A 24,928-nucleotide genomic window follows, 5' to 3' on the forward strand; every position below is an offset into this window, starting at 1 on the left:
TCAGCGCCCCGTGCCGCCCGGCGCCACCGCCGCGTGTCTGGCCGGCGTGACCAGGTAGGGCCGTACGCTCTTGACCAGCATCGTCATCTCGTACCCCAGGACCGCCGCGTCCGTCTCCCGGCCGGCCAGGACGGCCAGGCAGGTGCCGGATCCGGCGGTGGAGACGAACAGCAGGGTGGAGTCGAGCTCGACGACCACCTGCCGGACCTCGCCGTCGTCGCCGAAGCGGGCGCCGGCGCTGCGGCCGAGGGAGTACAGGCCGGAGGCCAGGGCCGCCATGTGGTCGGCGCTGTCGGCGTCCAGGCCGTGCACCGATTTCACCAGGCCGTCCGACGAGAGCAGAACCGCGCTGCGGGTGTACGGGACCCGCTGGACCAAGCCGCCGAGCAGCCAGTCGAGATCCGAGGTATGGCCGTTCGGCACACCGCTCGCCATGGTGCATCTACTCCTTGTGCGTTTCGTCGTGTCGTTGCGGATCCGGGGATTGCGGGTACGGCGGGTGCGACACGTCCCCGGAGGCTGGGGGCATGGACTCGGCGAGGCCGATCCCGCGCCGGAAGGCCGCCATCAGGCCGGGGTCGTGCAGGGCGTCCCCGCTCTTGCGCGGACCTGGCGCGTCCCGCAGCTGCGGGACGAGGTGCTCCTGCGCGCGGCGCTGGGGCAGTTGGGGGCGGCCGGGGGTTTCGGGCGCGGCGGCAGCGGGGGCCGGCCGGGCGGGCCGGTCGCCGCGTACGGGCAGGGGCGCGTTGCCGCCGTGCTGGTGGGGGATCACCGGCGGGGCGGTGGCCGCGTCGACCGTGCCGGGGTGCACGGGCTCGGGGGCCGTGACCTCGCCGGGGGTGTGCGGCACGGGACCGGCGTGGTGTTCCGCCTGGCGCGGAACCTGGTGTGCCTCCTCGTGCCGGGCCTGGAGCGCGGCCTGCTGTTCGGCCGGGGAGAGACCGTCGGGTTCGGCGCCGAGGAGGCTTTGGGGCAGGACCAGTACGGCCTGGACGCCCCCGTAGATGTTGGACTGGAGGCGTACGGCGATGCCGTGCCTGCGGGCGAGCGCCGCGACGACGAACAGTCCGATCCGGCCGTCCTGGAGCAGGTGCGCCACGTTCACCTGGTCGGGGTCGGTGAGCAGGGCGTTCATCTTGTTCTGCTCGGAGGCGGGCATGCCCAGGCCCCGGTCCTCGACCTCGACGGCGAGCCCGGCCGTCACGTACTGGGCCCGCAGCAGCACGGGGGTGTGCGGTGCGGAGAACAGCGTGGCGTTCTCGACGAGTTCGGCGAGGAGGTGGATGACGTCGGCGACCGCGTGTCCGTGCAGGGTGCCGTCGATGGGGGGCACCAGCTTGACCCTCGGGTAGTGCTCCACCTCCGCGATGGAGGAGCGGAGCACCTCCGTCATGGTGACCGGGTTGGACCACTGGCGCCGCGAGATGGCGCCGCCCAGGACGGCGAGGTTCTCGGCGTGCCGGCGGATGCGCGTGGCCAGGTGGTCGATGTGGAACAGGCCTTTGAGCAGTTCGGGGTCCTCGACCTCGTTCTCCAGCTCGTCGAGGAGCTGGATCTCGCGGTGGACGAGGGACTGCAGGCGACGGGCGAGGTTGACGAAGACCTCGACCTTCTGTTCGTCACCGACGCTGCTGGACAGCCGCGATGCCTGGACGACGGTGGTGACCGCCACCTCGTGGGCACGGCTCAGCTCCTCCGTCAGCCGGTCGAACTCGTCCCCGTCGGCGGACGGTGGCGGTGAGGCCTGGCGGGCGGGTGGGCGTTCCCCGCGGCGGAGTTGCTCGACCAGGGCGCGCAGTTCGTTCTGGCCGTGTGCGCTGCGCCGCCGCAGGGCGTCGCACCGGTCCAGTACGGCCGTGGCCGCGCGGTTGGCGCCCAGCAGGGCGGCGGCCACGGCGGCCACGGCGAGGGCCGCGGAGGCGGTAAGAGCGGCCCACAGGGCGGTCGACGGCTCGGCGCCGGTGGAGCGGACCGTGAAGAGCACGGCGGCCGACCCGCCGAGCGCCACCACGACGGGCGGCAGCGCGGCGGCGCGCAGGAGTTGGGACCGGAAACGGATCTCCGGTGCGGCGGAAGAGGAGCGCGCCCTCCCGTTGTACGACAGGGAACGGGCGCCCGGCCGGCCGTGCCGCCCGCCTTCACGACGGTCCGGCCGCGCGCTGGGTGCGCGAAGTTGAGACATCAGCGTCCTTGGTCGTGGGGGCCCCAGGAACAGGATTCGGCGCGTTGCACGTACATTCGGATCCGGTGGTCGGGCGGTGGCGTCGGGACGCCATATGAACCCGCCGTTGATCACCGGCCACACACAGTAGTCAGCAATCCTTCATGTGTGATGCGCCGTTGACAAACTTGCCCGCCCAGCGTCCCGCTCTGGTATGAGCGCTCGCACGGCCGCCCGAAAATCCCTTCCGGCCGACACGCCGCGCCCGAGCCGGCCGCGGCGCCGACCGATCGGGAGGCACTCACCGACGGGTGGCCGGGCCGGGTCGCGTACCGTGGCGCCGGTGGAATCCCGAAACCCGTACGGTGGGCCGTCGCCCGTCATGAGCGCACGGATACGTGCCCGGGTTCGGTGGGAGCGGGTGAGGGCACTGGGGGCGGCCAACCCCCTGGTGGTCGACATCGGGTTGGCGCTGCTGGTCCAGGCGGCGATGACCATGCCGTTCGTGGTGCCGCGCCCGCCCGAGCTGGAACCGGCGACATGGCCCGCGTACGGACTGAGCACGCTCACCGTCGTCCCCCTGGTGTGGCGTCGGCGCGCTCCCCTCGCCGTCATGTTCGCGGTCCTGGCGGCCGGCGCGGTGTACACCCTGGCGTTGGACGGCCCCGGGCAGCCGCTGCCGTACACCGGTCTCGTGATCGTCTACACGGTCGCGGCCCTCTCCCCGCCCTGGAAGCGGCTGGCCACCGTGCTCCTGCTCCTGGTCGCCGTGCCCGTGTCGGTATGGCTCAACACGCGGTCGGCACGGGAACTGACCTTCTCCCTCTTCGTGTTCGGCGCCGCCTACGTCCTGGGGCGGCTCACCGCTGCCCGGCACCGCGCCAACCGGGTGGAGGCGGAACGGGCCGCGGCGCGCGAACGGGCCCGGATCGCACGGGAGATGCACGACATCCTCTCCCATGCGGTGAGCCTGATGATCGTGCAGGCGGAGGCCGGCCCCGTGGCGGTGCGCACGGCTCCGGAGCGGGCGGAAGCAGCGTTCGACGCCATCTCCGAGACGGGCCGGGACGCCATGGCGCAGTTGCGCCGCATGCTGGGCGTCCTGCGCGAGGGCGACGAGCCGGGGCACTCCCCGCGTGAGCCGCAGCCCGGTCTCGCCGGGCTGCCGGGTCTCCTCGACCGGGTGAGGGCCGGTGGCCTCGACGTCGTGTACGGGACGGCCGGTGATGTGCGGCGGCTGCCGGACGCGACCGGTGTGACCGTCTTCCGCATCGTCCAGGAGGCGCTGACCAACGTGGTCAGGCACGCGGACGCCCGCACCGTCTCCGTGCGGCTCACCTGTGGTCCGGGTGACGTGGACATCCGAGTGACGGACGACGGGCGTGGCCCGCAGCCGGGCTCCTGCGGTGGCCACGGGCTCGTCGGGCTCCGCGAGCGGGCCGCGGCGCACGGCGGTACGGCGGTCACCGGGCCGGGCCCGGACGGCCGGGGCTTCGAAGTGCGGGTCCGTATCCCCGTACCGTACGCGGCGGAGGTGACGCGTTGACGATCCGTGTGGTGGTGGCCGACGACCAGGAACTGGTGCGCAGCGGCTTCGCGATGATTCTGGACGTCCAGCCGGACATCGACGTGGTCGCGGAGGCGGGCGACGGCGCCGGGGCGGTCGAGGCGGTACGGCGGCACGCGCCGGACGTGGCCCTGCTGGACATCCGGATGCCGGGCATGGACGGCATCGAGGCGTGCCGCGCGATCAGCTCGGCCGGCACCTGCCGGACGGTGATGCTGACGACCTTCGACACCGACGAATACGTGTACGAGGCACTGCACGCGGGCGCGAGCGGCTTCCTGTTGAAGGACGTACGCCGGGACGATCTCGTGCACGCGGTCCGGGTGGTGGCGCGGGGCGACTCGCTCCTGGCGCCGCCCGTGGCCCGGCGTCTGGTGGAGCAGTACACCCGTCCGGCCACCCGTCCCCGGCGGCCCGATCCCCGCCTGGAGGTGCTGACCGGACGGGAGCGGGAGACGTTGCTGCTGCTGGGACGGGGCCTGTCGAACGCGGAGATCGCCGCGGAGCTCGTCGTCAGTGATCACACGGTCAAGACGCATGTGGGCAATGTGCTCGCCAAGCTCGGGCTGCGGGACCGGATCCAGGCAGTGATCTGCGCGTACGAGACGGGCCTCGTCGTGGTCGGGGATCCCCCGCCCGGGGGAGCCGCCCCGTCCGCCTCCTCCCCCGCACAGGCGAGGAACTGAGCCCGGAAGACCCGCTGGGCGGGCGATCCGCGGAAGGCCGGTGGTCAACAGGATGGAGCCGTCCGGAAAACCGGCTCACACCCACGGAGTTGACCATGAAGAGCATCCCCCGCACGCACCGCACACTGCTGGCAACGGCACTCGTCCTGGGCGTCGCGGCGGGCCCGGCGGTGCTGCCGGCCGCCGCGTCCGCTCCACACCCCGTGACCGCCCCGCACCCCGCGTCCGCCGTGGGTGTCACGGCTCCCGTGCCGTCCGGCGACGCCGCCCTGAGAGCGGCCGTCGCGGGCCTGCCGTCGGCCCACGCGACGGCCGCACTGGTCCGGGTCGGTGGCACGGAGGGCGTCTGGCACGGCAGCTCGGGCGTGCACGATCTGAGGAGCAACCGAGAGGCCGACCCCGGCGCCCGCTTCCGGGCCGGTTCCGTGACCAAGGTGTTCACCGCGGCGGTCGCCCTCCAGCTGGCCTCCGAGGGCACGCTGGACCTTGACCGCAGTGCGCGCTCGTACCTGCCGGAGCTGATCCCCGCGTCGTACGGGGCTGTCACCGTGCGGCAGTTGCTCAACCACACGCACGGCATCCCGGCGGCCGACTTCCCGGGGAGCACGGTCGAGGAGTGGTACGAGAACCGCTTCAGGACTCATGACCCCGAGGACATGGTCCGTTCGGCGACCTCGAAGAAGCGCGAGTTCGCGCCGGGCGAGAAGCAGCACTATCTGAACATCGGCTACACGATCGCCGGTCTGGTGATCGAGCGCGTCACGGGCGACTCGTACGAGCACCAGGTCCACCGCCGGATCCTCCGCCCGCTCGGACTGCGCGACACCTCCTTCCCGGGGACGAACCCGCACATCACCGGCCGGCACAACCACGGCTACCAGACGATGCGGCTGGACGACGGGACGATCGGTCTGCGCGATGTGACGGTCTGGGGGACGACCGACGGCTGGGCGGCCGGCGACATCATCTCCACCACACGGGACCTGGAGCGGTTCACGAACGCCCTTTTCCAGGGGCAGATCGTGCGCGGCCCGCTCCTGGAGGAGATGTTCACCCTGCCGAGGGTGGCGGACTTCACCAGCGGCGACCCGGCGGCGTACGCCGTCGGCCTGGCGATGAAGAAGCTGGGCGGCCGGGAGGTGTGGGGAAAGACGGGCGGCCGCTGGGGCTACAACGCGGCCATCGCCTCGACCCGTGACGGCTCCCGCACCATGGTCTACAGCGTGAACTCCACGGACGCCAAGGGCCAGGACATGAACGAGGTGGCCATGAAGATCATGGTGGCCGTCTACGGCAGGCCCTAGGCGTCCGCCTCGACTAGGCGTCCGCCTCGACGGTGACCTCCGCCGGCCGGGGCCGACGCCACGGGTGCGGCATCGGGTGGGACACCGCTCGCCACCAGGGGTCGACGGGGAGCGTGCCGGAGGGTTCGAACGGTTCGCCGGGGCGGGGAAGCGCCACTGCCTGCCCGGCTTCCCCGGCGGCGTCCCGGGTCCACTCGCCGGGTTCGGCCCAGGGGTGGGGGGCGAGGTTGAACGTTCCCCAGTGGATCGGGAGCAGCACGCCGTGCGGTGTGGATCCCTGCAGGTCGAGATGGGCCCGCACGCCTTCGTCGGGAGTCATGTGGATGTCGGGCCAGTACTCGCTGTAGGCACCGATCTGGATCATGGTGGCGTCGAACGGGCCGTGTTCGGCGCCTATGTCCCGGAAGCCGTCGAAGTAGCCGGTGTCGCCACTGTGGTAGACGCGGTGCTCGGGTCCGGCCACCACCCAGGACGCCCAGAGCGTGTGCTGCTGGTTGCGCAGGCCTCGGCCGCAGAAGTGCCGGGCCGGGGTGGCGGTCAGCCGCAGGCCGCCGACCTCCGTCGACTCGTTCCAGTCCAGTTCCCGCAGCCGGGAGGCGGGAACGCCCCAGTGCTCCAGGTGCGCGCCGACGCCCAGCGGCACGGCGAAGAGCGCGTCCGTGGCGGCGAGGGCGCGGATGGTCGGGAGGTCGAGGTGGTCGTAGTGGTCGTGGGAGATGACGACGACGTCGACCGGTCCGAGCGCGGCGAGCGGCAGGGGCACGGGATGCAGCCGCCCGGGACCGGCGAAGGAGAACGGCGAGCAGCGCCGGCCCCAGACCGGGTCGAAGAGGACCCGGTGGCCGTCGATCTCGGCGAGCACGCTGGAGTGTCCCATCCAGGTGAGCCGCAGTCCGGTGGCCGGGGGCTCGGCGAGGTCGGCGACGGTGGTGGAGTGCACGGGGATGGTCCCGGCGGGGGCGCGGCGGGCCCGTGACTCCTTCTCGAAGTAGATCTTCGCGAACTCCATGGTGGAGCCGGACGGTCTGTGCCGGGTCCCCACCGGGTTGCGGAACGTGCCGTCCACGAAGTTCGGCGAGCGGCGGATCCGCTCCATCCGCTCTCCGGTCGAGTCCACGCCGAAGGCGGTGGGCCGCAGGGAACGCAGGTGGGAACGGAGCTGGTGCGGGATGCCGGCGCGGCTCACGGAACCTCCAGTGGTGAGGGTCCCTCCATTATGGGCGGGGGGTGTGACAGCACGGGGCCGGGCCCCACGAGCGCGATGTCACATCCATGCTCGGCCCAGGTCCCTTCCCGCGCTCGGCTCGACGGGCGGGAACCGCGGCGAGCTCCGGTCCCGGTGACGCAGCGGTGACGCGACGGACACCCGGCGTACCCGCGGACCGCCTAGGGTGGCGGCGTGGGCAGAGTGCGGTTGAGCGTGGCCGAGCGGCGGGAGGAGCTGCTGCGGGCCGCCGTGGAGCAGATCGAGGCGCGGGGTGTGGTGGCGGTGCGGATCGCCGACGTGGCGTCCGCGCTGGGTGTGAGCAACGCGCTGGTCCTGTACCACTTCTCGACCAAGGAGAAGCTCGTCGCGGCCGCTTTCGCGTACGCCGCCGAGGGCGATCTCGCCCACCTGCGCCGGCTGCTGGGCCGCCGTACGTCGGCGGTCCGCCGGCTGCGGGCGGCCGTGCACTGGTACGCGCCCACCGGCCGGGCCAAGGGGTGGCGCCTGTGGATCGAGGGCTGGGCGGCGGCCCTCCGGGAACCCGCGCTGCGGGAGGTCGCCCAGGACCTCGACCGGCAGTGGAAGGCGGCATTGGCCAAGGTGTTCGCGGAGGGTGCGGCGGCGGGCGAGTTCCGCTGCGAGGATCCCGCGGCGGCGGCCTGGCGGCTGACCGCGTTCCTGGACGGTCTGGCCGTGCAGATGACCGCGTACGCGGCGTCCTTCTCCCGTGCCCGCATGCTGGCGTGGGCGGACGAGGCCCTCGCCCGCGAACTCGGCCACCCGGAAGCCCCGTCGGGAACTCCGGCGGTCTCCGGCCCGTGAGGCCGTGAGGCCGGTGAGGCCCGTCCCGCTCCCCCGCCCCGGGACCTACAGCGGCAGCAGGTCCGGTCGCTTGGCCGAGACGTGGTCGCCGGACGATTCGCCGCGCAGCCGGCGGCCGATCCACGGGACCAGGTACTCGCGCGCCCACTGGATGTCGTCGCGGCGGAGTTCGAGGGGGCCGCGCGGCGGCAGGGGCGGCCACGGCTGGTCGGGGTCGGCGGGGACATCCACGCCCAGGACCTGACCGGCCCGCAGGGCGACGCGGGTGTGTCCCTCGGGAGACAGGTGCAGCCGGTCGTCGTCCCAAGCGCGCCTGTCCTGAACGGTCTTGAGGGACCACAGGTCCAGAACCGGGCAGCCGTACCGGTCCGCGACGGCGCGCACATGCCCGTTGTACGTGGCGATCTTGCCGCGCAGCCGGCGCAGCACCGGCACGCTGCGGGTGTCGAAGCCGGTCGTCACCAGGACGGTTCCGACCGCGGACGTCAGGTCGGCGACGGCCCGTTCGAAGCGTTCGGCGACGTCGTCCGGGTCGCTGCCGGGCCGGATGATGTCGTTGCCGCCGGCGCAGAACGTCACCAGATCGGGGGCGAGTTCCTTGGCGCGCGGGACCTGCTCCTCCACGATCTGGTCGAGGAGACGCCCGCGTACGGCGAGGTTGGCGTACCGGAACTCCTCGGGCTCCGGCAGCCGGTCGGCGAGCAGCACCGCAAGGCGGTCCGCCCAGCCGACGAACGTTCCGCCGGGGCCAGGGTCTCCGACGCCCTCGGTGAAGCTGTCACCGATCGCCGCGTACGACCCGAATACGTCACTGTCTCTGAATGTCGAATCGTCTGCCACGGGAGCACATCTTTCACCCCGGGATGTGACCTACGCGACCGTAGGAGAGGTTGACGGGGGGTGATGTTTGCCACCGGTCAAGATTCACCCAAGCCCGGAATACGGCTCCGCCCGGCACCGGGAGGCGGTGCCGGGCGGAGCGCTTCGCCGCGGAGGCGTCAGATGGAGACGCCGTGCTGGCGGAGGTAGGCCAGCGGGTCGATGTCCGAGCCGTAGTTGGGGCTGGTGCGGATCTCGAAGTGCAGGTGCGGGCCGGTGGAGTTGCCGGTGGAGCCGGACAGGCCGATCTGCTGACCGCCGCTCACGCTCTGGCCGGAGGAGACGGACAGCGAGGAGAGGTGGGCGTACTGCGAGTAGGTGCCGTCGGTGTGCTGGATGACGACCTCGTTGCCGTACGCGCCGCTCCAGCCGGCCGAGACGACGGTGCCCGCGCCGACGGCCTTGACGCTCGTGCCGGAGGAGGCGGCGAAGTCGACGCCCGTGTGGTAGCCGGAGGACCAGCTGGAGCCGGAGGCGCGGTAGGGCGTGGTGACACCGGCGTCGACCGGGGCGGTGAAGCCCGAGCCGCTGGTCTTCGGGGCGGACTGGGCGGGGGCCTCGGCCTTGGCGGCGGAGCGGGAGGCGCGGCTCTCGGTGCGGGTGTCGTCCGCCTTGGGCTTCGCCGGGGCGGCCTTCGCGGGGGCGGCCTTGGACTTGGCACCGAGGGTGAGCTTCATGCCCGGGTGGATCAGGGACGGGTCCTCGCCGATCACCTGGCGGTTGTCCTGGTAGAGCTTCTTCCAGCCGCCCTTGACGTTCTTGTTGTGGGCGATCTTGGAGAGGTAGTCACCGGCGACCACGGTGTACGTGCGCGGCGCGGCCTTCTGCGCCGACGCGGCCTTCGGGGCGGCCTTGGCGGCGGTGGCCGCGGCGGTCACGGCCTGCTGCGGAGCGGTGGCCGGGGCGGCCTTCTCCGCGGCGTGCGCTCCGGTGGCGCCGAGCAGCGGGATGGCGATGGCGGCGCCACCGGTACCGGCGGCGACGAAACCACGCGTGATGGGGCTGGACTTGGGACGGCGGTGCTTACCCTTCGCGGGCATGGCGATTTCCTCTCCGGCGCCTGCGAGGTGAGCTGTCGGGTTCGGACTGGAGTTGTCCGGCCGCGTCATGGACGCGACTTCACCCCGAGCCGGTCCCGGAATTCCGGGACCGGCGTACTACCTGGGTCCCCCGCTCCTGCCACACGTGGGTGGGTGCGAATTCCGACCGGCGGCAGGATTCGGCGGTCCGGCCGGATTGCCGTGACCGTAAGCGAGTGGGGTCGGCGTGAACAAGCCGCTGTTTTCTCCGGGGCATTTCCGGCGGTGCGGCGGTCATGGAATTCCGGTCACCCTCCGTGGATTACGGATCATGTATTCCCGTTCTGGGCAAGGGATTTATGAACGGCCTCCCGCCACGGACGGTCACGGTTATGACGCTGCTCACGCGGTCCGGTTCATCTCCCTTACGACCAGGGCACGTTATACCTAATCCCCCAATACGGACAGAAGCGCCATTCCTTGACGAGCCTTCTCAATCCCTCCAGACTCACGGCCGGACGGCGATCGCACCGGTCTCGACGCCAGTCGGACAAATCACCATTAAGACGGACAGGTGGAGTGGGCCACCGTGTACGCGGCAGCCCCTTCGCACCCGTGGGTCGCACCCACCCCCCGCCGGCCGGGCCCGCGAGAGGCCCCGCCCGGCCCGAGGGGCGTCTCGTGCGCCTCACCGGTCGCCGACCTGGGACAAGGGCAACGAATGTGCGACGTGCACGGAGATTGATTGCGGGACGAACCAATGTCGTATCGTCGGATCACGACATCGTCGGCGGGCCGACGCCGACCTCATACACGGAGGAGCCCCCGTGACGCAGCAGCTGCCGCAGGTCCCGTCGATCGAGCCCGAGCTGACCGGAGTGCGCAACTTCCGGGACGTCGGCGGGCTTCCGACCGTGGACGGCCGACGGGTGCGGCACGGCAGGCTCTACCGCAGCGGCCACCTCGCGCACGCCACGGGCGAGGACGCCGCCTTCCTGGCGGGCCTCGGCCTCCACACGATCTTCGATTTCCGCAACGCCGCCGACCAGAAGCTGGAAGGCCCGGACGTCGAGCTGCCCGGCGTCCGGAATGTGAACATCCCCCTCTCCGACCCGGCCGACGGCGCGGAGTTCTGGACCATGGTCCGCGACGGCGACCTCGACCAGCTGCGCTCGATACTGGCGGACGGCAAGGCGGCGGCCCGGATGACGGCCTCGTACCGCATGATCATCAAGGAGCGCACGGCCGAGCACAGCCGCGTGCTCCACGCGCTCGCCGAGGACAGCGTCCCGGCCCTGATGCACTGTGCGGCCGGAAAGGACCGGGCGGGGCTCTCCATCGCGGTCTCCCTGCTGGCCGTCGGCGTCGAACGCGAGGCGATCGAGGAGGACTACCTCAAGTCGAACGACCCGCGCCGCCGCTACAAGGTGCGCCGCAGCGACAATTCCCCGGCCGGTATGTCGCCGCAGGTCATGGAGCTGCTCAGCCCGCTCTTCGAAGCCCGCATCGACTACCTGACGGCCGCCTTCGAGACGATCGAGGAGACCTGGGGCTCGACCGAGCGCTACCTGACCGAAGGACTGAAGCTGAGCGACGAGACCAGGGAGCGGCTGCGCGAGCGCCTCCTCGACGAGAGCTAGGCCCTACTCGGCCCCGAGGGCGAACAGCAGGTAGAGGAAGGCCGCGAAGAGGTGGCCCGCCACCAGGTAGGCGAAGAGCCGGACGGCGAGGCCTCGGGGGAACGTCCGTTCCTGGGACATGGTGATCTCTCCGATCGGGTCAGCGGCGGTGCGCGCCCGCGCCGAGGCACAGGTCGGCGGCGGCGCTCTGCATGAGGGTGTGGACGAACAGCAGCTCGGCCCCGCCGCGTGTGGCGGCGCCGATACGGTGCGGGGTCAGCGAGTCGAAGTGCGCGCTGTCCCCGGGGTCGAGGACGTGCACGGCCTCCCCGAGGGCGAGCCGCACCCGGCCGTCGAGGACGTACAGCCACTCCTCCCCCGGGTGTACGCGCACGAGATCGTCCCGCGTCGCGTAGGGGACCTGGACGCGCAGCGCCTGTATCGCCCGCCCGGGGCCGCCGGCCTGGTGGTAGACCCAGCCGTCCGCCTCGGCGGGCTCCGCCCGCCCGCCCCGGACGATCGGGTCGCGCTCCGGCGGCACCTCGCCCAGAAGCTCGGAGACGGTTGTACCGTAGATGCGGGCGAGACCCAGCAGCATCGGCAGGGACGGCTGGCGGCGGCCGGTCTCCAGACGGGACAGGTGGGCCGGGGAGAGCCCGGCTCGCTGCGCCGCGGCCTCCAGGGTGAGCCCCCGGCGCCGCCGTAGCGCCCGTAGCTGGGGCGCGACGTCCGGCACCAGGCCGACCGCCTCGGCGTCGTCCGCCGCACCGGCCGGCCCGGAGGCGCCAGGCGGTTCCGCGCCCGGTCGGCCCGGGTCCGCGGAGGCTTCGGGGAAGGTGCTCATGGCCCCATTGCGCCAGGAACCTTCCTCCGGGGCAAATTTCTTGCCTCTGAGGCAAAGCAGCTCAGCGGTTGGCCATGGCTTGCTTCACCAGTGTCCTGCCGAAGTCCCACATCAGTCCGCCGCCACTGTGCGCCTCGTCCATGACCGCCGTGAACGCCGCCACGAACCGGTCGACCTCCCGCTCCCCGATGATCAGCGGCGGGATCAGCTTGATGACCTCCAGCCGGTCGCCCGAGACCTGGGTGAGGATGCGGTGCCGTTGCAGCAGGGGCACCACGACCATCTGGGCGAAGAGCCCCTTGCGGGCCGCCTGGAGCATCGTCCAGCGGCTGCGCAGGCCCAGTGACGACGGGCGGCCGAACTCGATACCGATCATCAGGCCCCGGCCGCGCACCTCGTGCAGCATCTCGTAGCGGTCGACGAGCGCGGTGAGCCGTGACTTCAGCAGCTCGCCGGTCGTCAGGGCGTTGGCCACGATTTCCTCGTCGTCCAGGACCGACAGGACCGCCAGGCCCGCCGCCATGGCCTGGGCGTTCGACCCGAAGCTGGCCGAGTGGACGAGCACCCGGTCCATGGCCGAGTAGACCTTTTTGAAGATCCAGTCCTTGCCGAGCGTGGCACCGACCGGCACATATCCGCCCGACAGTGCCTTGGCGACGCACACCAGGTCCGGCTCGACACCGTCCTCGTGCTGGTAGCCGTAGAAGGTGCCCGTCCGGCCGAGGCCGGTCTGGACCTCGTCGGCGATGAGCAGCGCCTTGTGCTTGTGGAGCAGTTCCTGGGCGGCGCGGAGGAAGCCGGGCGGCGCCTCGTGCACACCCTTTCCCTGGATGGGCTCGACGATGAGGGCGGCCACATCGCCCCGCTTCAGCTCCCGCTCCAGCGCGGTCAGGTCGCCCAGCCCGATGGCGGTGTCGGGCAGCAGCGGGTCGAAACCGTCGCGGAAGCAGCTCTCCCCGTTGACGGAGAGCGAGCCGGTGGTCAGGCCGTGGAACGCGTGGGCGCAGTACAGGACGCGCGGCCTGCCGGTGGCGTACCGGGCGAACTTCAGCGCGGTCTCCACGGCCTCCGTGCCGCTGTTGGAGAAGAACGCCCGGTCCAGGTGCGGGGAGTGGGTCAGCAGCTTCTCGGCCAGCAGCCCCGGCAGGGGCGGGCAGTCGAAGCGGGTGAGGTCGGCGAGCTCCGCGTCGAGGACGTCGTGGAGTGCCTTGCGTACGACGGGGTGGTGCCGGCCCAGGGCCATGACGCCGAAGCCGGCGAGCATGTCGAGGTAGTCGTTGTCCTCGGTGTCCCAGAAATAGGCGCCCTCGGCCCGCTCGTACGTCTTGTCGAAACCGATCGTCTGAAGCATGCGCGGAAGCTGCGGATTGAGGTGGCGGGCGTGCAGGTCGTACCCCTCCGCGCCCCGGTCGGCGAGGAGTGCCGCCAGGTCGAACTTCTTGCTCATGCTTCGTTCTCCTTGCCTGCCAGCGCTCCGCTGATCCGTCCCGCGACCTCCACCGGGGTGAGCCCGATGTCGGCCAGCACCTCACCGCGCTTGGCGTGTGCCAGGAACTGTTCCGGGATGCCGAAGGTCCGCAGCGGTACGTCGGCTCCGGCGTCCCGCAGCGCCTGCCCCACCGCCCAGCCGACGCCACCGCTGCGGCTGTTGTCCTCGACGACGGCGACCAGCCGGTGCGTGTCCGCCAGCGGGGCGAGCCGCTCGTCGACGGGCTTCACCCAGCGCGGGTCGACGACGGTGCAGCGAATGCCGCGCTCGGCGAGCAGCCCGGCCGCCCCGAGGCAGACGCGTGCCATGACACCGACGGCCACCAGCAGCACGTCCGGCTCGTCCGCCCGGTGCAGCACGTCCATCCCGCCGATCCGCCCAACGGCCGGTACGGCGGGCCCCACCGACTCCTTCGGGAAGCGCAGCACGGTCGGCGCGTCCCGTACGTCCACCGCCTCGCGCAGCTGGGCGCGCATCTGGTCGGCGTCGCGCGGCGCGGCGATCCGGAGCCCGGGCACGGCCTGGAGCAGGGACAGGTCCCACACGCCGTTGTGCGAGGGCCCGTCCACGCCGGTCACGCCCGCCCGGTCCAGGACGAAGGTCACCCCGCAGCGGTGCAGGGCGACGTCCATCAGCAACTGGTCGAAGGCGCGGTTGAGGAAGGTGGCGTAGACGGCGACCACCGGGTGGAGGCCCCCGGTCGCGAGCCCGGCCGCGCACACGGCGGCGTGCTGCTCGGCGATGCCGACGTCCCACACCCGGTCGGGGAACCGCTCGGCGAACTTCGTCAGCCCGACGGGGTGGAGCATCGCGGCGGTGAGGGCGACCACGTCCGGCCGCTCGGCACCGATCTCGGCGATCGCGTCACCGAACACGGACGTCCACGAGGGGCCGGCGGCGGGCGTGAGCGGCGCGCAGGTCAGCGGGTCCATGGCGGCGACGGCGTGGAACCGGTCGGCCTCGTCCTCCAGGGCGGGCCCGTAGCCGTGGCCCTTCTGGGTCAGGCAGTGGACGAGGACGGGGCCGTGGAAACGTTTCGCGCGGCGCAGCGCCGCCTCGACGGCCGCGATGTCGTGCCCGTCGATCGGACCGACGTACTTCAGGCCGAGGTCCTCGAACATGCCCTGGGGCGCGATGAAGTCCTTGAAGCCCTTCTTGGCTCCGTGCAGCGAGCCGTACAGCGGCTGGCCGATGACGGGCGTGTGGCGGAGGACGTCCTTGCCCCAGGCGAGGAACCGTTCGTAGCCGTCGGTGGTCCGCAGGGTGGAGAGGTGACCGGCGAGGCCTCCGATCGTCGGGGCGTACGAACGCTCGTTGTCGTTGACGACGATGATGAGGGGCCGGTCCTTGGCGGCGGCGATGTTGTTGAGCGCCTCCCATGCCATACCGCCGGTGAGCGCGCCGTCGCCGATGACGGCGACCACGTGCTCGGTCCCGCCGCGCAGGTCGCGGGCCTTGGCCAGGCCGTCGGCCCAGCCCAGCGCGGTGGAGGCGTGGGAGTTCTCGATGACGTCGTGCTCGGACTCCTCGCGGGAGGGGTAGCCGGACAGGCCGCCCTTGCCGCGCAGCTTGGAGAAGTCCTGCCGGCCGGTGAGCAGTTTGTGTACGTAGCTCTGGTGGCCGGTGTCCCACAGGACACGGTCGACCGGCGAGTCGAAGACCCGGTGCAGGGCGACGGTGAGCTCCACGACGCCCAGGTTGGGGCCGAGGTGGCCGCCCGTCCGTGCGACGGCGTGGACCAGGAATTCGCGGATCTCGTCGGCCAGTTCGTCGAGCTGTGCGCCGTCCAGCGCCGTGAGGTCGCGCGGCCCCCGGATGGTCTCGAGAATCGTCACGCTCGGGCCCCTCTCTTCTGCGGTCAGCTGACGGTGACGGCGGGTTCGCCCGACATGACGCCGTCCTTCTCCATCTGCTCGGCGATCTTCATCGCCTCTTCGATGAGCGTCTCCACGATCTTGGACTCGGGAACGGTCTTGATGACCTCGCCCTTGACGAAGATCTGGCCCTTGCCGTTGCCCGACGCCACCCCCAGGTCGGCCTCGCGGGCCTCGCCCGGGCCGTTGACGACACAGCCCATGACCGCCACCCGCAGCGGGACCTCCAAGCCGTCGAGACCGGCGCTGACCTGGTCGGCCAGCTTGTAGACATCCACCTGGGCCCGCCCGCAGGACGGGCAGGAAACGATCTCCAGGCGGCGCTGGCGGAGGTTGAGCGACTCCAGGATCTGGATACCGACCTTGACCTCCTCCGCCGGCGGCGCGGAGAGGGAGACCCGGATGGTGTCGCCGATGCCCTCGGAGAGCAGCGCGCCGAAAGCCACGGCCGACTTGATGGTGCCCTGGAAGGCCGGGCCCGCCTCCGTGACACCCAGGTGCAGCGGATAGTCGCACTGCGCGGCGAGCTGGCGGTAGGCGTTGACCATCACCACCGGGTCGTTGTGCTTGACCGAGATCTTGATGTCGCGGAAACCGTGCTCCTCGAACAGCGACGCCTCCCAGAGGGCCGACTCGACCAGCGCCTCGGGGGTGGCCTTGCCGTACTTCTCCAGCAACCGCCGGTCGAGGGAGCCCGCGTTCACGCCGATGCGAATCGGCGTACCCGCGTCACGCGCCGCCTTGGCGATCTCCTTGACCTTGTCGTCGAACTGCTTGATGTTGCCCGGGTTCACCCGGACCGCCGCGCAGCCCGCGTCGATGGCGGCGAAGACGTACTTCGGCTGGAAGTGGATGTCCGCGATCACCGGGATCTGCGACTTCCGCGCGATCGTCGCCAGCGCGTCGGCGTCGTCCTGCGTGGGACAGGCGACGCGCACGATCTGGCAGCCGGACGCGGTCAGCTCGGCGATCTGCTGGAGCGTGGCACCGATGTCGGAGGTGCGCGTCGTCGTCATCGACTGCACCGACACGGGCGCGTCGCCGCCCACGGCCACCGAGCCGACCTGGATCTTGCGGCTGACGCGGCGGTCGGCGATCGGCCGGGACGGCAACGCGGGCAGACCGAGGCCCACGGGCTCCGCCATCACCTCACCCCCGGCTTCCGGACACCGTCTCGCGGGCCGCGCGCAGGGACTCCTTGAGCGAGCCCATGGTGGCGAGGACGGCGGTCGGCTCGTAGCCGCAGTGCGCCATGCAGTTGGCGCAGCGCGGATCCTTGCCACGGCCGTACTTGTCCCAGTCGGTCTCCTCGATGAGCTGCCGGTACGTCGGGACGTAGCCGTCGGCCATCAGGTAGCAGGGTCGCTGCCAGCCGAAGAGCGAGTAGTTGGGGATCGCCCACGCGGTGCAGGGGAAGTCGGCCTTGCCCTCCAGGAAGTCCAGGAAGAGCGGGGAGTGGTTCAGCCGCCAGCGCCGCCGGTTGCCGCCGGCGAAGGACTTCCGGAACAGCTCGCGGGTCTGCTCGACGCCCAGGAAGTGCTCCTGGTCGGGTGCCTTCTCGTAGGCGTACGCGGGCGAGATCATCATCTCGTCGACCTTGAGGTCGTCGTTGAGGAAGTTGAGCACCTCGATGACGGTCTGCGGGGTGTCGGTGTTGAAGAAGGTGGAGTTGGTGGTGACGCGAAAGCCCCGCCGCTGGGCCTCCTTGATGGCCTCCACCGCCTCGTCGAACACGCCCTCCTGGGCGACCGACTCGTCATGCCGTTCCCGCAGGCCGTCGATGTGCACGGCGAAGGCGAAGTACGGCGAGGGCGTGAACTTGTCGATCTTCTTGCGCAGCAGCAGGGCATTGGTGCAGAGGAATACGTACTTCCTCTTGGCCACCAGCTGGCGCACGATCTCGTCGATCTGCGGGTGCATCAGCGGTTCGCCGCCCGCGATGGAGACCATCGGCGCACCGGACTCCAGGACGGCGCCGACCGCCTGGGCGACCGGCATGCGCTGCTTCAGGACCCCGGCCGGGTGCTGGATCTTGCCGCAGCCCTCGCAGGCGAGGTTGCAGGCGTAGAGCGGCTCCAGTTCGACGATGAGCGGGAACTTCTTCCGCTTGCGCAGCTTCTGTTCGAAGAGATACGTCCCTACCCGGATGGTCTGGCGAAGCGGCATGGCCATCTGGCTCACCTCCTGGGGAGCAGCAAAGAACGGTGCCATTCAAAGAAAGCGGGCAATACCGAACGAAGAACACGGAAGGCCGATATTCCCCCGCGTACCGTGCCAATACGGACGAGCTCGTGCTCCGGAGCGTCCACGACCACCCGTACGGCCGCAACAGGGCGGGACCGGATGCCCGTGCTCAGCGCGCTGCGCAGGGTGGCGGCGGACTCCATGTCGACCGCGATGGCCCCCGTACCGCGGAGCTGGGCCCGCTCCTGACCACGTACGACGTGGTCGGAACCGGTGAGCGGGCCGGTGTGCACCGTGCGGCCGGGGACGGCCCGTGCCAGCGCCTCGACCAGCAGCTCCGTTCCCGTGCACAGGGTGGAGCCGCCGGGGCCCCGGGTCTCGTCGGCGACCACCAGGTCGCCCGGGTGCATGCCCGGCTCCAGCCCGGCGCAGAAGCCGGAGGCGACGACCGCGGCGCCGCGGAGCTCGCCGCCCTCCAGCGCCCGGGTGACGGCCCGCCGGGCGTTCGCCGGACCCATGCCGGTGCGGAGCACGGTCACCGGGCCGGGCGACGCGCCACCGTGGCGGCGACGGCCGCTGCGCAGCGCGAGCTGCTCGATGCCGAGCGCGCAGGCGATCAGCATCGGCGCAGCGGGAGGCTCCCCGTGCGGCGGCACCGACGCGTGCGCGGAACCGGAAGGCCCCGGTTCGGCTGCCATCAGGCCCCCTTGCCGAGCCGGCCGACCACCGGTTCACCGTTGACGTACCGGCCGAGCGCGGTCAGCGGGAAGACCTGCCGGTACAGGTGGTAGTTGATGGAGAAGTCCCAGGGGAAGCCGGTACCGGTGAAGTACGGCTCGTCCCAGGAGCCGTCCTCCCGCTGGGTCTCGGCGAGCCACCTGACGCCGCGCTCCACGGCCTTGGACTCCCGCTCCCCCGCAGCCAGCAGGGCCATCAGCGCCCACGCCGTCTGGGAGGCGGTGGAGGCACCGTGGCCGATCCACTCCTGCTCCCGGTAGGAGCGCAGGTCCTCGCCCCAGCCTCCGTCGTCGTTCTGGACCGACTCCAGCCAGGCGACTGCCCGGCGGACGGCCGGGTGCGAGGCAGGCAGCCCTGCCGCGGTGAGGGCCGGCACCACCGAGCCCGTTCCGTAGACGTAGTTGACGCCCCAGCGCCCGAACCAGGCGCCGCTCGCCTCCTGTTCGGCGAGCAGCCAGGCGATTCCCCTGCGGGTGCGGGGGTGGTGGGCCTTGCCCTCGTGGGCCAGCATCTCCACCACGTGGGCGGTGACGTCGGAAGACGGGGGGTCGATGACCTCGCCGAAGTCGCAGAACGGCAGCCGGTTGGGGAAGGGGCTCGTGTTGTCGGCGTCGAAGGCGCCCCAGGCGCCGTCGCGGGACTGCATACCGGCGGTCCAGTTGGCACCGCGCCGGATCGCCGCGTCGACCTGCTCCGGGTGGGGGTGCTTGACGCGGCGGAGGGCGAGGATGACTTCGGCGGTGTCGTCGATGTCCGGGTAGTTGTCGTTGTGGAACTCGAAGGCCCAGCCGCCGGGGGTGAGCCCTGGGCGGCGGACGGCCCAGTCGCCGGGGCGGACGATCTCCTCCCCGAGCATCCAGTCGGCGGCCTTGACGAGCGCCGGGTGGTCGGCGCGGAGACCCGCGTCGGCGAGCGCGATGGTGGCCAGGCAGGTGTCCCAGACGGGCGACTGGCAGGCCTCGATCATCCGGGCGCCGTCGTCGCGCCACACGGCGAACCGGTCGAGCGACTCCAGGCCCGCGCGCATCACCGGGTGCTCCAGGTCGTAGCCCAGCAGATGGAGCGCGATGAGGGAGTAGACGGCGGGTGGCTGGATGCCGCCCCAGCAGCCGTCGTTCTCCTGCCGTTCGACGATCCAGCGGGCGGCGGTGTTCATCGCGGCCTTGCGCAGCCACCGGGGGGCGACCTGGTGGTAGGCGTGCAGCGCCTTGTCGAGCCGCTGGAACGCTCCCTCCCAACTGCCTGCCGGAGCGAGGGCCTTGGGCGGGTTGGGCACGCCGGGGTCGGTGTGCAGCTCGTCGAGCGCGAAGGAAGCGGGGCGGACCGGCCGTTTGGCCGAGACGACGGTGAGCGGCACGATCGTCTGCCGGGCCCAGCAGCCGAAGTCGTAGATGTTGAGCGGGAACCACTTCGGCAGGAAGATCAGCTCGGGTGGCAGCTCGGGCAGGTCCTCCCACCTCCACCACCCGAACAGCGCCAGCCAGATGCGGGTGAAGACGCGGGCGGAGGCGATACCGCCCCGCTCGCGGATCCAGGCGGCGGCGCGGGCCATGTGCGGCTCGTCGGGCCGGTCGCCGGCCAGGCGCAGCGCGACGTACGCCTCGATGGTGACGGACAGCTCGCCGGGCCCGCCGTAGAAACTTGCCCAGGTGCCGTCGTCGCGCTGCTGCCCCCGGATGTGCAGGGCGGCGGCGCGGGTGGTGGCCTCGTCCTGGACGCCGAGGAACTGCCTGAGCAGAAGGTCCTCGGCGTCCATGGTGACGTTGGTCTCCAGGTCGCCCTTCCACCAGCCCTCGTCGTCCTGACGGGCGAGGAGATGCTCGATGGAGCGCTGGGCGGCCCGCGCGGCGATGTCCTGGACGTCGCTCGCGGCGGGGGTCGTCGTGGTGGTCGTTCCGGTGGCCGAGGGGGCGTGGGGCCCCAGGGCCCCGGTGCTTCCGTCGGTCGTCGCTGTCATGGCTTCCCCTTCGTGCAGTTGGTGTGCTGCGGCTGCGGGTGGGCCGTCGGCCGGTACAACCGAGTGCACCGGCCGGCGACTAGCGATTCATATGGTGAGGGGGCGGGTGATGGTCCCGATGGCGGTCATCGCTTTCGTACGACGACGAAGTCCGCGAGTGCGGTGAGCTGGGCGCGGACCCGCTCCGGCATGTCGACCCGGTGCAGGGCCTCGATCGCGACGGCGTGCTGCCGACGGGCCTCCTCGGAGGTCCACTCACGGCCGCCCGCCTCCTCGATGAGGGCCGCGCGCATGGCGAACTCCTCCTCGGAGAAGCTGTCGAGGTCGCTGCTCTTCGCATCGGCCGCGAGCAGCTCCGCGAGGCGCTCGGAGGCCGGACCGCCCGCGTCGAGCGCGGCCACGACCGGCAGGGACTTCTTGCGCTGGCGCAGGTCGCTCCAGGTCTGCTTGCCCGTGGCCTCGGGGTCGCCCCAGATGCCGAGCAGGTCGTCGACCGCCTGGAAGGCGAGGCCGAGGTGGTGGCCGTACGCCTCCAGGGTGTCGGCGGTGCGGTCGTCGGCGCCGCCGAGGACGGCACCGATGGAGCAGGCGCAGGCGAGCAGGGCGCCGGTCTTGTTGCCCTCCATCTCCAGGCACTCCTCGACGGTGACCCGCTCGCGGTGCTCGTAGGAGATGTCCTGGGCCTGGCCGTCGATGAGCTTGCGGCTGGCCGTGGTCAGCCGGCGGGTGGCGCGGCCGGCGTCCACGGTGCCGAGCTCCAGCAGCAGCTCGTTGGCGAGGGCGAAGAGGGCGTCGCCGACCAGGATGGCCTGTGCCGGGCCGTGGACCTTCCACACGGTGTCGCGGTGACGGCGCTGCTCGTCGCCGTCCATCAGGTCGTCGTGCAGCAGGGAGAAGTTGTGCACGAGCTCCACGGCGACCGCGCCGGGGATGCCGGTCTCCGGCGGTGCGCCCGCCGCCTCGGCCGACAGCAGGGCGAGGGCGGGGCGCACGGCCTTGCCGCTGTCGCCGTCGGTGGGCCGGCCGTGGGCGTCGATCCAGCCGAAGTGGTAGGCGGCCACGGTGTCCATGGGCGGCGCGAGCCGCTTCACGGCCGTGCGCAGGACCGGGGTGGACATGGTCCGGCCCCGCTCCAGCAGCGCGGTGACGTCCGCGGTGTCGACGGCCGGTTTCACCGGGGGCACAGTCGGCACGGTCTCTCCTCTGGTTCCAGTACTCAGGCTCATGCCGCCTCCTCGAGCGGATGTACATGGGGGCGGCCGAGGGCCGAGAGGGCTGCGCCCGCGGCGGTGAAGCCGCTGCGTACCGCGCCCTCCATGGTCGCGGGCCAGCCGGTCGCGGTCCACGCGCCGGCCAGGTGGAGGCCCGGCGCGTTGGTACGGGCGCCGGGCCGCAGCCGTCCGACGCCGGGGGCGGGGGCGAACGTCGCTGTCCGCTCCCGGGTGACGAAGAAGTCCCGCACCTTCGCGCCGTGTGCCGCGGGCAGCAGCCGCTCCAGTTCGGGCAGGTAACGCTCGCGGAGTACGGAGACGGGCTCGTCGATCTCGTCCTCGGCGGCCGACTGGGACAGGGCCAGGTACTGGCCGTCGGTGTATCCGGAGGCGTCGGTGCGGTCGAAGACCCACTGGACCGGGGAGCCGAGCGCGGCGAAGAACGGACGGCGCAGCACCTTGCGGTCGTAGAGGACGTGGATGTTGAGGATGGGGGCGGTGCCGATGTCGAGCAGCTTGCCGGGGTCGTCCAGGGCACCGGTCGGCAGCAGGTCGTGGGCCTCGCGCTGCGGTACGGCGAGGACGACGGTGTCGGCCTCCAGCCGCTCGCCGGGCACGTCCACGGCCCAGCGGCCGTGCCCGCTCGGCAGGACGGCGCTGACCTTGGCGCGCAGTTCGGTGCGTACGCCCGCGGCGTCCAGCTCCTTGCGGGCGAGGGTGTCGTGCAGCTCGCCGAGCGGCACGTGCGCCCAGCCGATGTCGGCGGCGCCGGGGTCGGTGAGCAGCGCGGTCTTGAAGACCATGGCGGCAAGGCCCATGGAGGAGCGCGGGGCGACGGCGTTGAGGGTGGCGACACCGATCAGGTCCCACAGGGCTTCGATCGCGCGCTCGGACTGGCCCTGGCGGGCGAGCCAGGTGGCGAAGTCGATGCCGTCGAGGGCGGGGTCGGCCGGGTCGAGTTTCTTCAGGGCGAGGGCGGCGCGGCCGACGCCCGCGCGCTCGGCGAGCGAGAGGTGGGGGTAGCCGGCGAGGCTCGCGGCGAGGTGGAGCGGCACCGGGAGCGCGGTGCGGCGCAGCCGGCCGAGGCGGGGGCCGCGCGGGTGGGCGACGTCGAGGACGGGCACGTCGAGGCGGGGCTGGAGGGGCGCGAGGTGGGCGCCGCCGACGCGGTCGAGGAACCAGCGGTAGGCGGTGCAGCAGCGGAGGTAGACGTGCTGGCCGTTGTCGACGGTGAGGTCACCGCGCCGGAAGGAGAACGCGAGGCCGCCGAGGCGGGGCCGGCCTTCCAGGAGCGTGACGCGCAGTCCGGAGTCGGCCAGGCGCAGGGCGGCGGTGATGCCGGCGAGGCCGCCGCCGACGACCACGGCGTGGCCCGGTGTCAGGTCGTCGTCGCTCATGCGGTCTCCCGTCGGGTCGTCGCAGTCAGGGACGCGGGGCGGTGGAGGAGGGTTGCGCGCCGATTGTGCCGGTTCGTCGGCCGCGAAGCGGGCATGGTGGCCATTTAGGCGCGCCTCCTGACATGCTGCCGGGAGACGGTACGGGCGTCGAGGCCGGACAGGCCGCGTACGGCGACGTACGCCTTCTCGTGACCGGGCAGGGAGACCCGGCCGCGCAGGACGGCCTCGGGGTCGCGCTCGATGCGGTCGAGGAGTCGGCGGTAGATCCCGGCCATGGCGGCGACGCAGGCACCGCTGCGCCGGTCGAGCATGGGCAGCAGCCGGTATCCCTCGGCGAACAGGGCGCGGGCGCGCCGGACTTCGTAGTGGACGAGCCCGGTGAAGTCGGCGCCGGCGAGCGGGGCGGCGGCGCGGAAACCGTCGGAGCAGCCGAACTTGGCGAGGTCGTCGGCGGGCAGGTAGGTGCGCCCGGTCGTGGCGTCCTCGCGAACGTCGCGGAGGATGTTGGTGAGTTGGAGAGCGAGACCGAGTGTATCGGCGTACTCGGGGGCGCGTGCCGCCCCATGTGCGCCGGGCGCGGTGCCGAAGATGGAGAGCGACAGCCTGCCGATGGCGCCGGCGACGCAGCGGCAGTAGACCTTGAGGTCGTCCCAGGTCTCGTAGGTCTCGCCACGCACGTCCATCAGGACGCCGTCGATGAGTTCGTCGAGGCCACCGAGCGGGAGCGGGAAGCGGCGTGCGGCGTCGGCGAGCGCGACGGCCACCGGGTCGGTGTCGTCCTGGGCGACGGCGTCCTTCCGGATCCGGTCGAGCAGCTCACGGGTGGTTTCGAGCCGGTCCGCCTTGGCCTCGGGGGCGAGGTTCCCGTCGCCGATGTCGTCGACGCGCCGGGAGAAGGCGTACAGGGCCGACATGGCCTGCCGCTTCGCGGTCGGCAGGAGCCGGATGCCGTAGGCGAAGTTGCGGGCCTGCTGTCCGGTGACGGCTTCGCAGTAGCTGTAGGCGGCCGCCACCGGCGCGGACATCTCCGTCGGTCCTTCCACGGTCGCGCTCACCCCTCTCTGCGCGCTCTGCGCAACACGGTTCCCACTTCGCGCAGCAGGTTCGGTCTGGTGGCTCTGGGCGGTCCGGGGAGTACGTCGTGGCCGGCGGCGGCGATCGCGTCGAGGGCGGCGTGACCGCCGGCGACGAATCCGGCGAGGAGGAGCCGGAGCCTGCCGTGGACGCTGCTCACGAGGGGGGTGCCGTCGTCCAGGAGCCGGCGGGCGCGTTCGGCTTCGTACGCGACGAGGGAACGCACCGACGCGCCACCGGTGGGACGGGCCAGGTCGGCCTCGGTGACGTGGAACCGCTTCATGTCCTCGGCCGGGAGGTAGATCCGGTCGTGGGCGAGGTCCTCGGCGATGTCCTGGAGGTGCTCGACGATCTGGAGGGCGGTGCAGATCGCGTCGGAGTGGCGGAGGCGTTCGGGGCTGGTGGTCCCGGTGATGTCCAGGACGAGGCGGCCGACGGGGTTGGCGGAGAGCGCGCAGTAGGCGACGAGGTCGTCGTACGTCTCGTAGCGCCGCACGAGCTGGTCCTGGCGGTTGGCCTCGATCAGGCCGAGGAACGGTTCGGGGGTGAGCGCGTGGCGCCGCACGGTGGGCTGCAGGGCGCGCAGCAGCGGGTGGGCGGGCGTGCCGTCGAAGACCAGCCGGAGGTCGGCCTCGAAGGCGTCGAGGAGGGCGAGCCGGTCGGTTTCCCCCTCGGCGCCCAGGTGCCGGGCGTCGGCACCGTCCGGGGCCAGGTCGCCGTCGCCGATGTCGTCGACGAGGCGGGCGTAGCCGTAGACGGCCATCAGGTCGTCGCGCCAGGCGCGGGGCAGGAAGAAGGGGGCCACGGGGAAGTTCTCGTGTGCGGCCTTGTCGAGTGTGGCGCGCGAGGAGGCGTCGGGGCGCACCTGCCGGGTACCTGTCACTGCGGACTGCCCG

Annotated in this window: 22 protein-coding genes and 1 riboswitch; of the genes, 5 read left to right on the forward strand and 17 right to left on the reverse strand. The window is 72.0% G+C overall.

Annotated elements, in window-relative coordinates:
- Window positions 1–435, reverse strand: a complete 435-nt coding sequence (locus ACZ6C1_RS06350) for a roadblock/LC7 domain-containing protein (protein ID WP_469238251.1) — start codon at window positions 433–435, stop codon at window positions 1–3.
- Between the two features lie 7 nt (window positions 436–442).
- The gene (locus tag ACZ6C1_RS06355) at window positions 443–2,182 is read right to left on the reverse strand and encodes a sensor histidine kinase (protein WP_469238252.1); all 1,740 of its coding nucleotides are present in this window, start codon (window positions 2,180–2,182) and stop codon (window positions 443–445) included.
- 361 nt (window positions 2,183–2,543) lie between these two features.
- Here ACZ6C1_RS06355 and ACZ6C1_RS06360 point away from each other — a divergent pair, with 361 nt between their 5' ends.
- The 3 genes from ACZ6C1_RS06360 (at window position 2,544) to ACZ6C1_RS06370 (ending at window position 5,718) form a co-directional block, all read left to right on the forward strand.
- Window positions 2,544–3,707 carry a sensor histidine kinase gene (locus ACZ6C1_RS06360; protein WP_469238253.1) on the forward strand — a complete coding sequence of 388 codons (1,164 nt, stop codon included), beginning with the start codon at window positions 2,544–2,546 and terminating at the stop codon, window positions 3,705–3,707.
- Window positions 3,704–4,414 (forward strand): response regulator, encoded by a 711-nt coding sequence (locus ACZ6C1_RS06365; protein ID WP_469238254.1) that lies wholly within the window; start codon window positions 3,704–3,706, stop codon window positions 4,412–4,414. Before ACZ6C1_RS06360 ends, ACZ6C1_RS06365 begins: the two co-directional genes overlap by 4 nt.
- Before the next feature lie 95 nt (window positions 4,415–4,509).
- Entirely contained in the window at window positions 4,510–5,718 is a 1,209-nt protein-coding gene (locus ACZ6C1_RS06370) for a serine hydrolase domain-containing protein (RefSeq protein WP_469238255.1), read from the forward strand.
- A 13-nt stretch (window positions 5,719–5,731) separates the two neighbouring features.
- On the opposite strand, the gene ACZ6C1_RS06375 is transcribed toward ACZ6C1_RS06370, so the two are convergent.
- A complete protein-coding gene (locus tag ACZ6C1_RS06375) occupies window positions 5,732–6,904 on the reverse strand; it encodes an MBL fold metallo-hydrolase (RefSeq protein WP_469238257.1) in 1,173 nt (390 codons plus the stop codon).
- 213 nt (window positions 6,905–7,117) lie between these two features.
- Here ACZ6C1_RS06375 and ACZ6C1_RS06380 point away from each other — a divergent pair, with 213 nt between their 5' ends.
- Window positions 7,118–7,747, forward strand: coding sequence for a TetR/AcrR family transcriptional regulator (locus ACZ6C1_RS06380; RefSeq protein WP_469238258.1), 630 nt, complete (start codon window positions 7,118–7,120; stop codon window positions 7,745–7,747).
- Window positions 7,748–7,792: 45 nt separating this feature from the next.
- Here ACZ6C1_RS06380 and ACZ6C1_RS06385 read toward each other — a convergent pair whose 3' ends face one another.
- Both ACZ6C1_RS06385 and ACZ6C1_RS06390 read right to left on the reverse strand, forming a co-directional pair.
- Complete coding sequence (locus ACZ6C1_RS06385) at window positions 7,793–8,587, reverse strand: SGNH/GDSL hydrolase family protein (RefSeq protein ID WP_469238259.1); 795 nt, start codon at window positions 8,585–8,587, stop codon at window positions 7,793–7,795.
- 158 nt (window positions 8,588–8,745) lie between these two features.
- Window positions 8,746–9,666, reverse strand: a complete 921-nt coding sequence (locus tag ACZ6C1_RS06390) for a M23 family metallopeptidase (RefSeq protein ID WP_469238260.1) — start codon at window positions 9,664–9,666, stop codon at window positions 8,746–8,748.
- Window positions 9,667–9,668: 2 nt separating this feature from the next.
- A riboswitch (cyclic di-AMP (ydaO/yuaA leader) is annotated at window positions 9,669–9,832 on the reverse strand.
- 640 nt (window positions 9,833–10,472) lie between these two features.
- Here ACZ6C1_RS06390 and ACZ6C1_RS06395 point away from each other — a divergent pair.
- Window positions 10,473–11,285: a tyrosine-protein phosphatase gene (locus tag ACZ6C1_RS06395; protein ID WP_469238261.1), complete on the forward strand. Its 813-nt coding sequence runs from the start codon at window positions 10,473–10,475 to the stop codon at window positions 11,283–11,285.
- A gap of 3 nt (window positions 11,286–11,288) precedes the next feature.
- On the opposite strand, the gene ACZ6C1_RS06400 is transcribed toward ACZ6C1_RS06395, so the two are convergent.
- From ACZ6C1_RS06400 to hpnC, 12 genes are all read right to left on the reverse strand, one after another.
- Complete coding sequence (locus ACZ6C1_RS06400; protein ID WP_469238262.1) at window positions 11,289–11,405, reverse strand: DUF6126 family protein; 117 nt, start codon at window positions 11,403–11,405, stop codon at window positions 11,289–11,291.
- Window positions 11,406–11,424: 19 nt separating this feature from the next.
- A complete protein-coding gene (locus ACZ6C1_RS06405; RefSeq protein ID WP_469238263.1) occupies window positions 11,425–12,108 on the reverse strand; it encodes an XRE family transcriptional regulator in 684 nt (227 codons plus the stop codon).
- A 61-nt stretch (window positions 12,109–12,169) separates the two neighbouring features.
- Entirely contained in the window at window positions 12,170–13,555 is a 1,386-nt protein-coding gene (locus tag ACZ6C1_RS06410; protein ID WP_469238264.1) for an aspartate aminotransferase family protein, read from the reverse strand.
- Window positions 13,552–15,432: a 1-deoxy-D-xylulose-5-phosphate synthase gene (gene dxs / locus ACZ6C1_RS06415; RefSeq protein WP_469238265.1), complete on the reverse strand. Its 1,881-nt coding sequence runs from the start codon at window positions 15,430–15,432 to the stop codon at window positions 13,552–13,554. Before dxs ends, ACZ6C1_RS06410 begins: the two co-directional genes overlap by 4 nt.
- A 23-nt stretch (window positions 15,433–15,455) precedes the next feature.
- The gene (ispG, locus tag ACZ6C1_RS06420; RefSeq protein ID WP_469238266.1) at window positions 15,456–16,616 is read right to left on the reverse strand and encodes a flavodoxin-dependent (E)-4-hydroxy-3-methylbut-2-enyl-diphosphate synthase; all 1,161 of its coding nucleotides are present in this window, start codon (window positions 16,614–16,616) and stop codon (window positions 15,456–15,458) included.
- A 4-nt stretch (window positions 16,617–16,620) separates the two neighbouring features.
- On the reverse strand, window positions 16,621–17,643 hold the full coding sequence (hpnH, locus tag ACZ6C1_RS06425) for an adenosyl-hopene transferase HpnH (RefSeq protein ID WP_469238267.1): 1,023 nt from the start codon (window positions 17,641–17,643) through the stop codon (window positions 16,621–16,623).
- Between the two features lie 5 nt (window positions 17,644–17,648).
- Complete coding sequence (locus ACZ6C1_RS06430; RefSeq protein ID WP_469238268.1) at window positions 17,649–18,353, reverse strand: phosphorylase family protein; 705 nt, start codon at window positions 18,351–18,353, stop codon at window positions 17,649–17,651.
- Window positions 18,353–20,350 (reverse strand): squalene--hopene cyclase, encoded by a 1,998-nt coding sequence (shc, locus tag ACZ6C1_RS06435; RefSeq protein WP_469238269.1) that lies wholly within the window; start codon window positions 20,348–20,350, stop codon window positions 18,353–18,355. Before shc ends, ACZ6C1_RS06430 begins: the two co-directional genes overlap by 1 nt.
- Window positions 20,351–20,475: 125 nt before the next feature.
- A complete protein-coding gene (locus tag ACZ6C1_RS06440) occupies window positions 20,476–21,576 on the reverse strand; it encodes a polyprenyl synthetase family protein (RefSeq protein WP_469238270.1) in 1,101 nt (366 codons plus the stop codon).
- Entirely contained in the window at window positions 21,573–22,958 is a 1,386-nt protein-coding gene (hpnE, locus tag ACZ6C1_RS06445) for a hydroxysqualene dehydroxylase HpnE (RefSeq protein WP_469238272.1), read from the reverse strand. Before hpnE ends, ACZ6C1_RS06440 begins: the two co-directional genes overlap by 4 nt.
- Window positions 22,959–23,062: 104 nt before the next feature.
- Window positions 23,063–24,013, reverse strand: coding sequence for a presqualene diphosphate synthase HpnD (hpnD, locus tag ACZ6C1_RS06450; RefSeq protein WP_469238274.1), 951 nt, complete (start codon window positions 24,011–24,013; stop codon window positions 23,063–23,065).
- Window positions 24,010–24,915, reverse strand: a complete 906-nt coding sequence (gene hpnC, locus ACZ6C1_RS06455) for a squalene synthase HpnC (protein ID WP_469238276.1) — start codon at window positions 24,913–24,915, stop codon at window positions 24,010–24,012. The genes hpnD and hpnC overlap by 4 nt, the downstream gene beginning before the upstream one ends.
- Window positions 24,916–24,928: the final 13 nt, after the last annotated feature.

The organism is Streptomyces sp. NPDC041796, assembly GCF_055590785.1.

Bases quoted from the DNA above. Each gene is read 5' to 3' on its own strand.
- ACZ6C1_RS06370 (WP_469238255.1), top strand. From the start codon at position 4,510: ATGAAGAGCATCCCCCGCACGCACCGCACACTGCTGGCAACGGCACTC.
- shc (WP_469238269.1), bottom strand. From the start codon at position 20,350: ATGACAGCGACGACCGACGGAAGCACCGGGGCCCTGGGGCCCCACGCC.
- hpnE (WP_469238272.1), bottom strand. From the start codon at position 22,958: ATGAGCGACGACGACCTGACACCGGGCCACGCCGTGGTCGTCGGCGGC.
- ispG (WP_469238266.1), bottom strand. From the start codon at position 16,616: ATGGCGGAGCCCGTGGGCCTCGGTCTGCCCGCGTTGCCGTCCCGGCCG.
- ACZ6C1_RS06430 (WP_469238268.1), bottom strand. From the start codon at position 18,353: ATGGCAGCCGAACCGGGGCCTTCCGGTTCCGCGCACGCGTCGGTGCCG.
- ACZ6C1_RS06350 (WP_469238251.1), bottom strand. From the start codon at position 435: ATGGCGAGCGGTGTGCCGAACGGCCATACCTCGGATCTCGACTGGCTG.
- ACZ6C1_RS06390 (WP_469238260.1), bottom strand. From the start codon at position 9,666: ATGCCCGCGAAGGGTAAGCACCGCCGTCCCAAGTCCAGCCCCATCACG.
- ACZ6C1_RS06360 (WP_469238253.1), top strand. From the start codon at position 2,544: ATGAGCGCACGGATACGTGCCCGGGTTCGGTGGGAGCGGGTGAGGGCA.
- ACZ6C1_RS06410 (WP_469238264.1), bottom strand. From the start codon at position 13,555: ATGAGCAAGAAGTTCGACCTGGCGGCACTCCTCGCCGACCGGGGCGCG.
- ACZ6C1_RS06405 (WP_469238263.1), bottom strand. From the start codon at position 12,108: ATGAGCACCTTCCCCGAAGCCTCCGCGGACCCGGGCCGACCGGGCGCG.
- ACZ6C1_RS06440 (WP_469238270.1), bottom strand. From the start codon at position 21,576: ATGAGCCTGAGTACTGGAACCAGAGGAGAGACCGTGCCGACTGTGCCC.
- hpnH (WP_469238267.1), bottom strand. From the start codon at position 17,643: ATGGCCATGCCGCTTCGCCAGACCATCCGGGTAGGGACGTATCTCTTC.
- ACZ6C1_RS06400 (WP_469238262.1), bottom strand. From the start codon at position 11,405: ATGTCCCAGGAACGGACGTTCCCCCGAGGCCTCGCCGTCCGGCTCTTC.
- ACZ6C1_RS06355 (WP_469238252.1), bottom strand. From the start codon at position 2,182: ATGTCTCAACTTCGCGCACCCAGCGCGCGGCCGGACCGTCGTGAAGGC.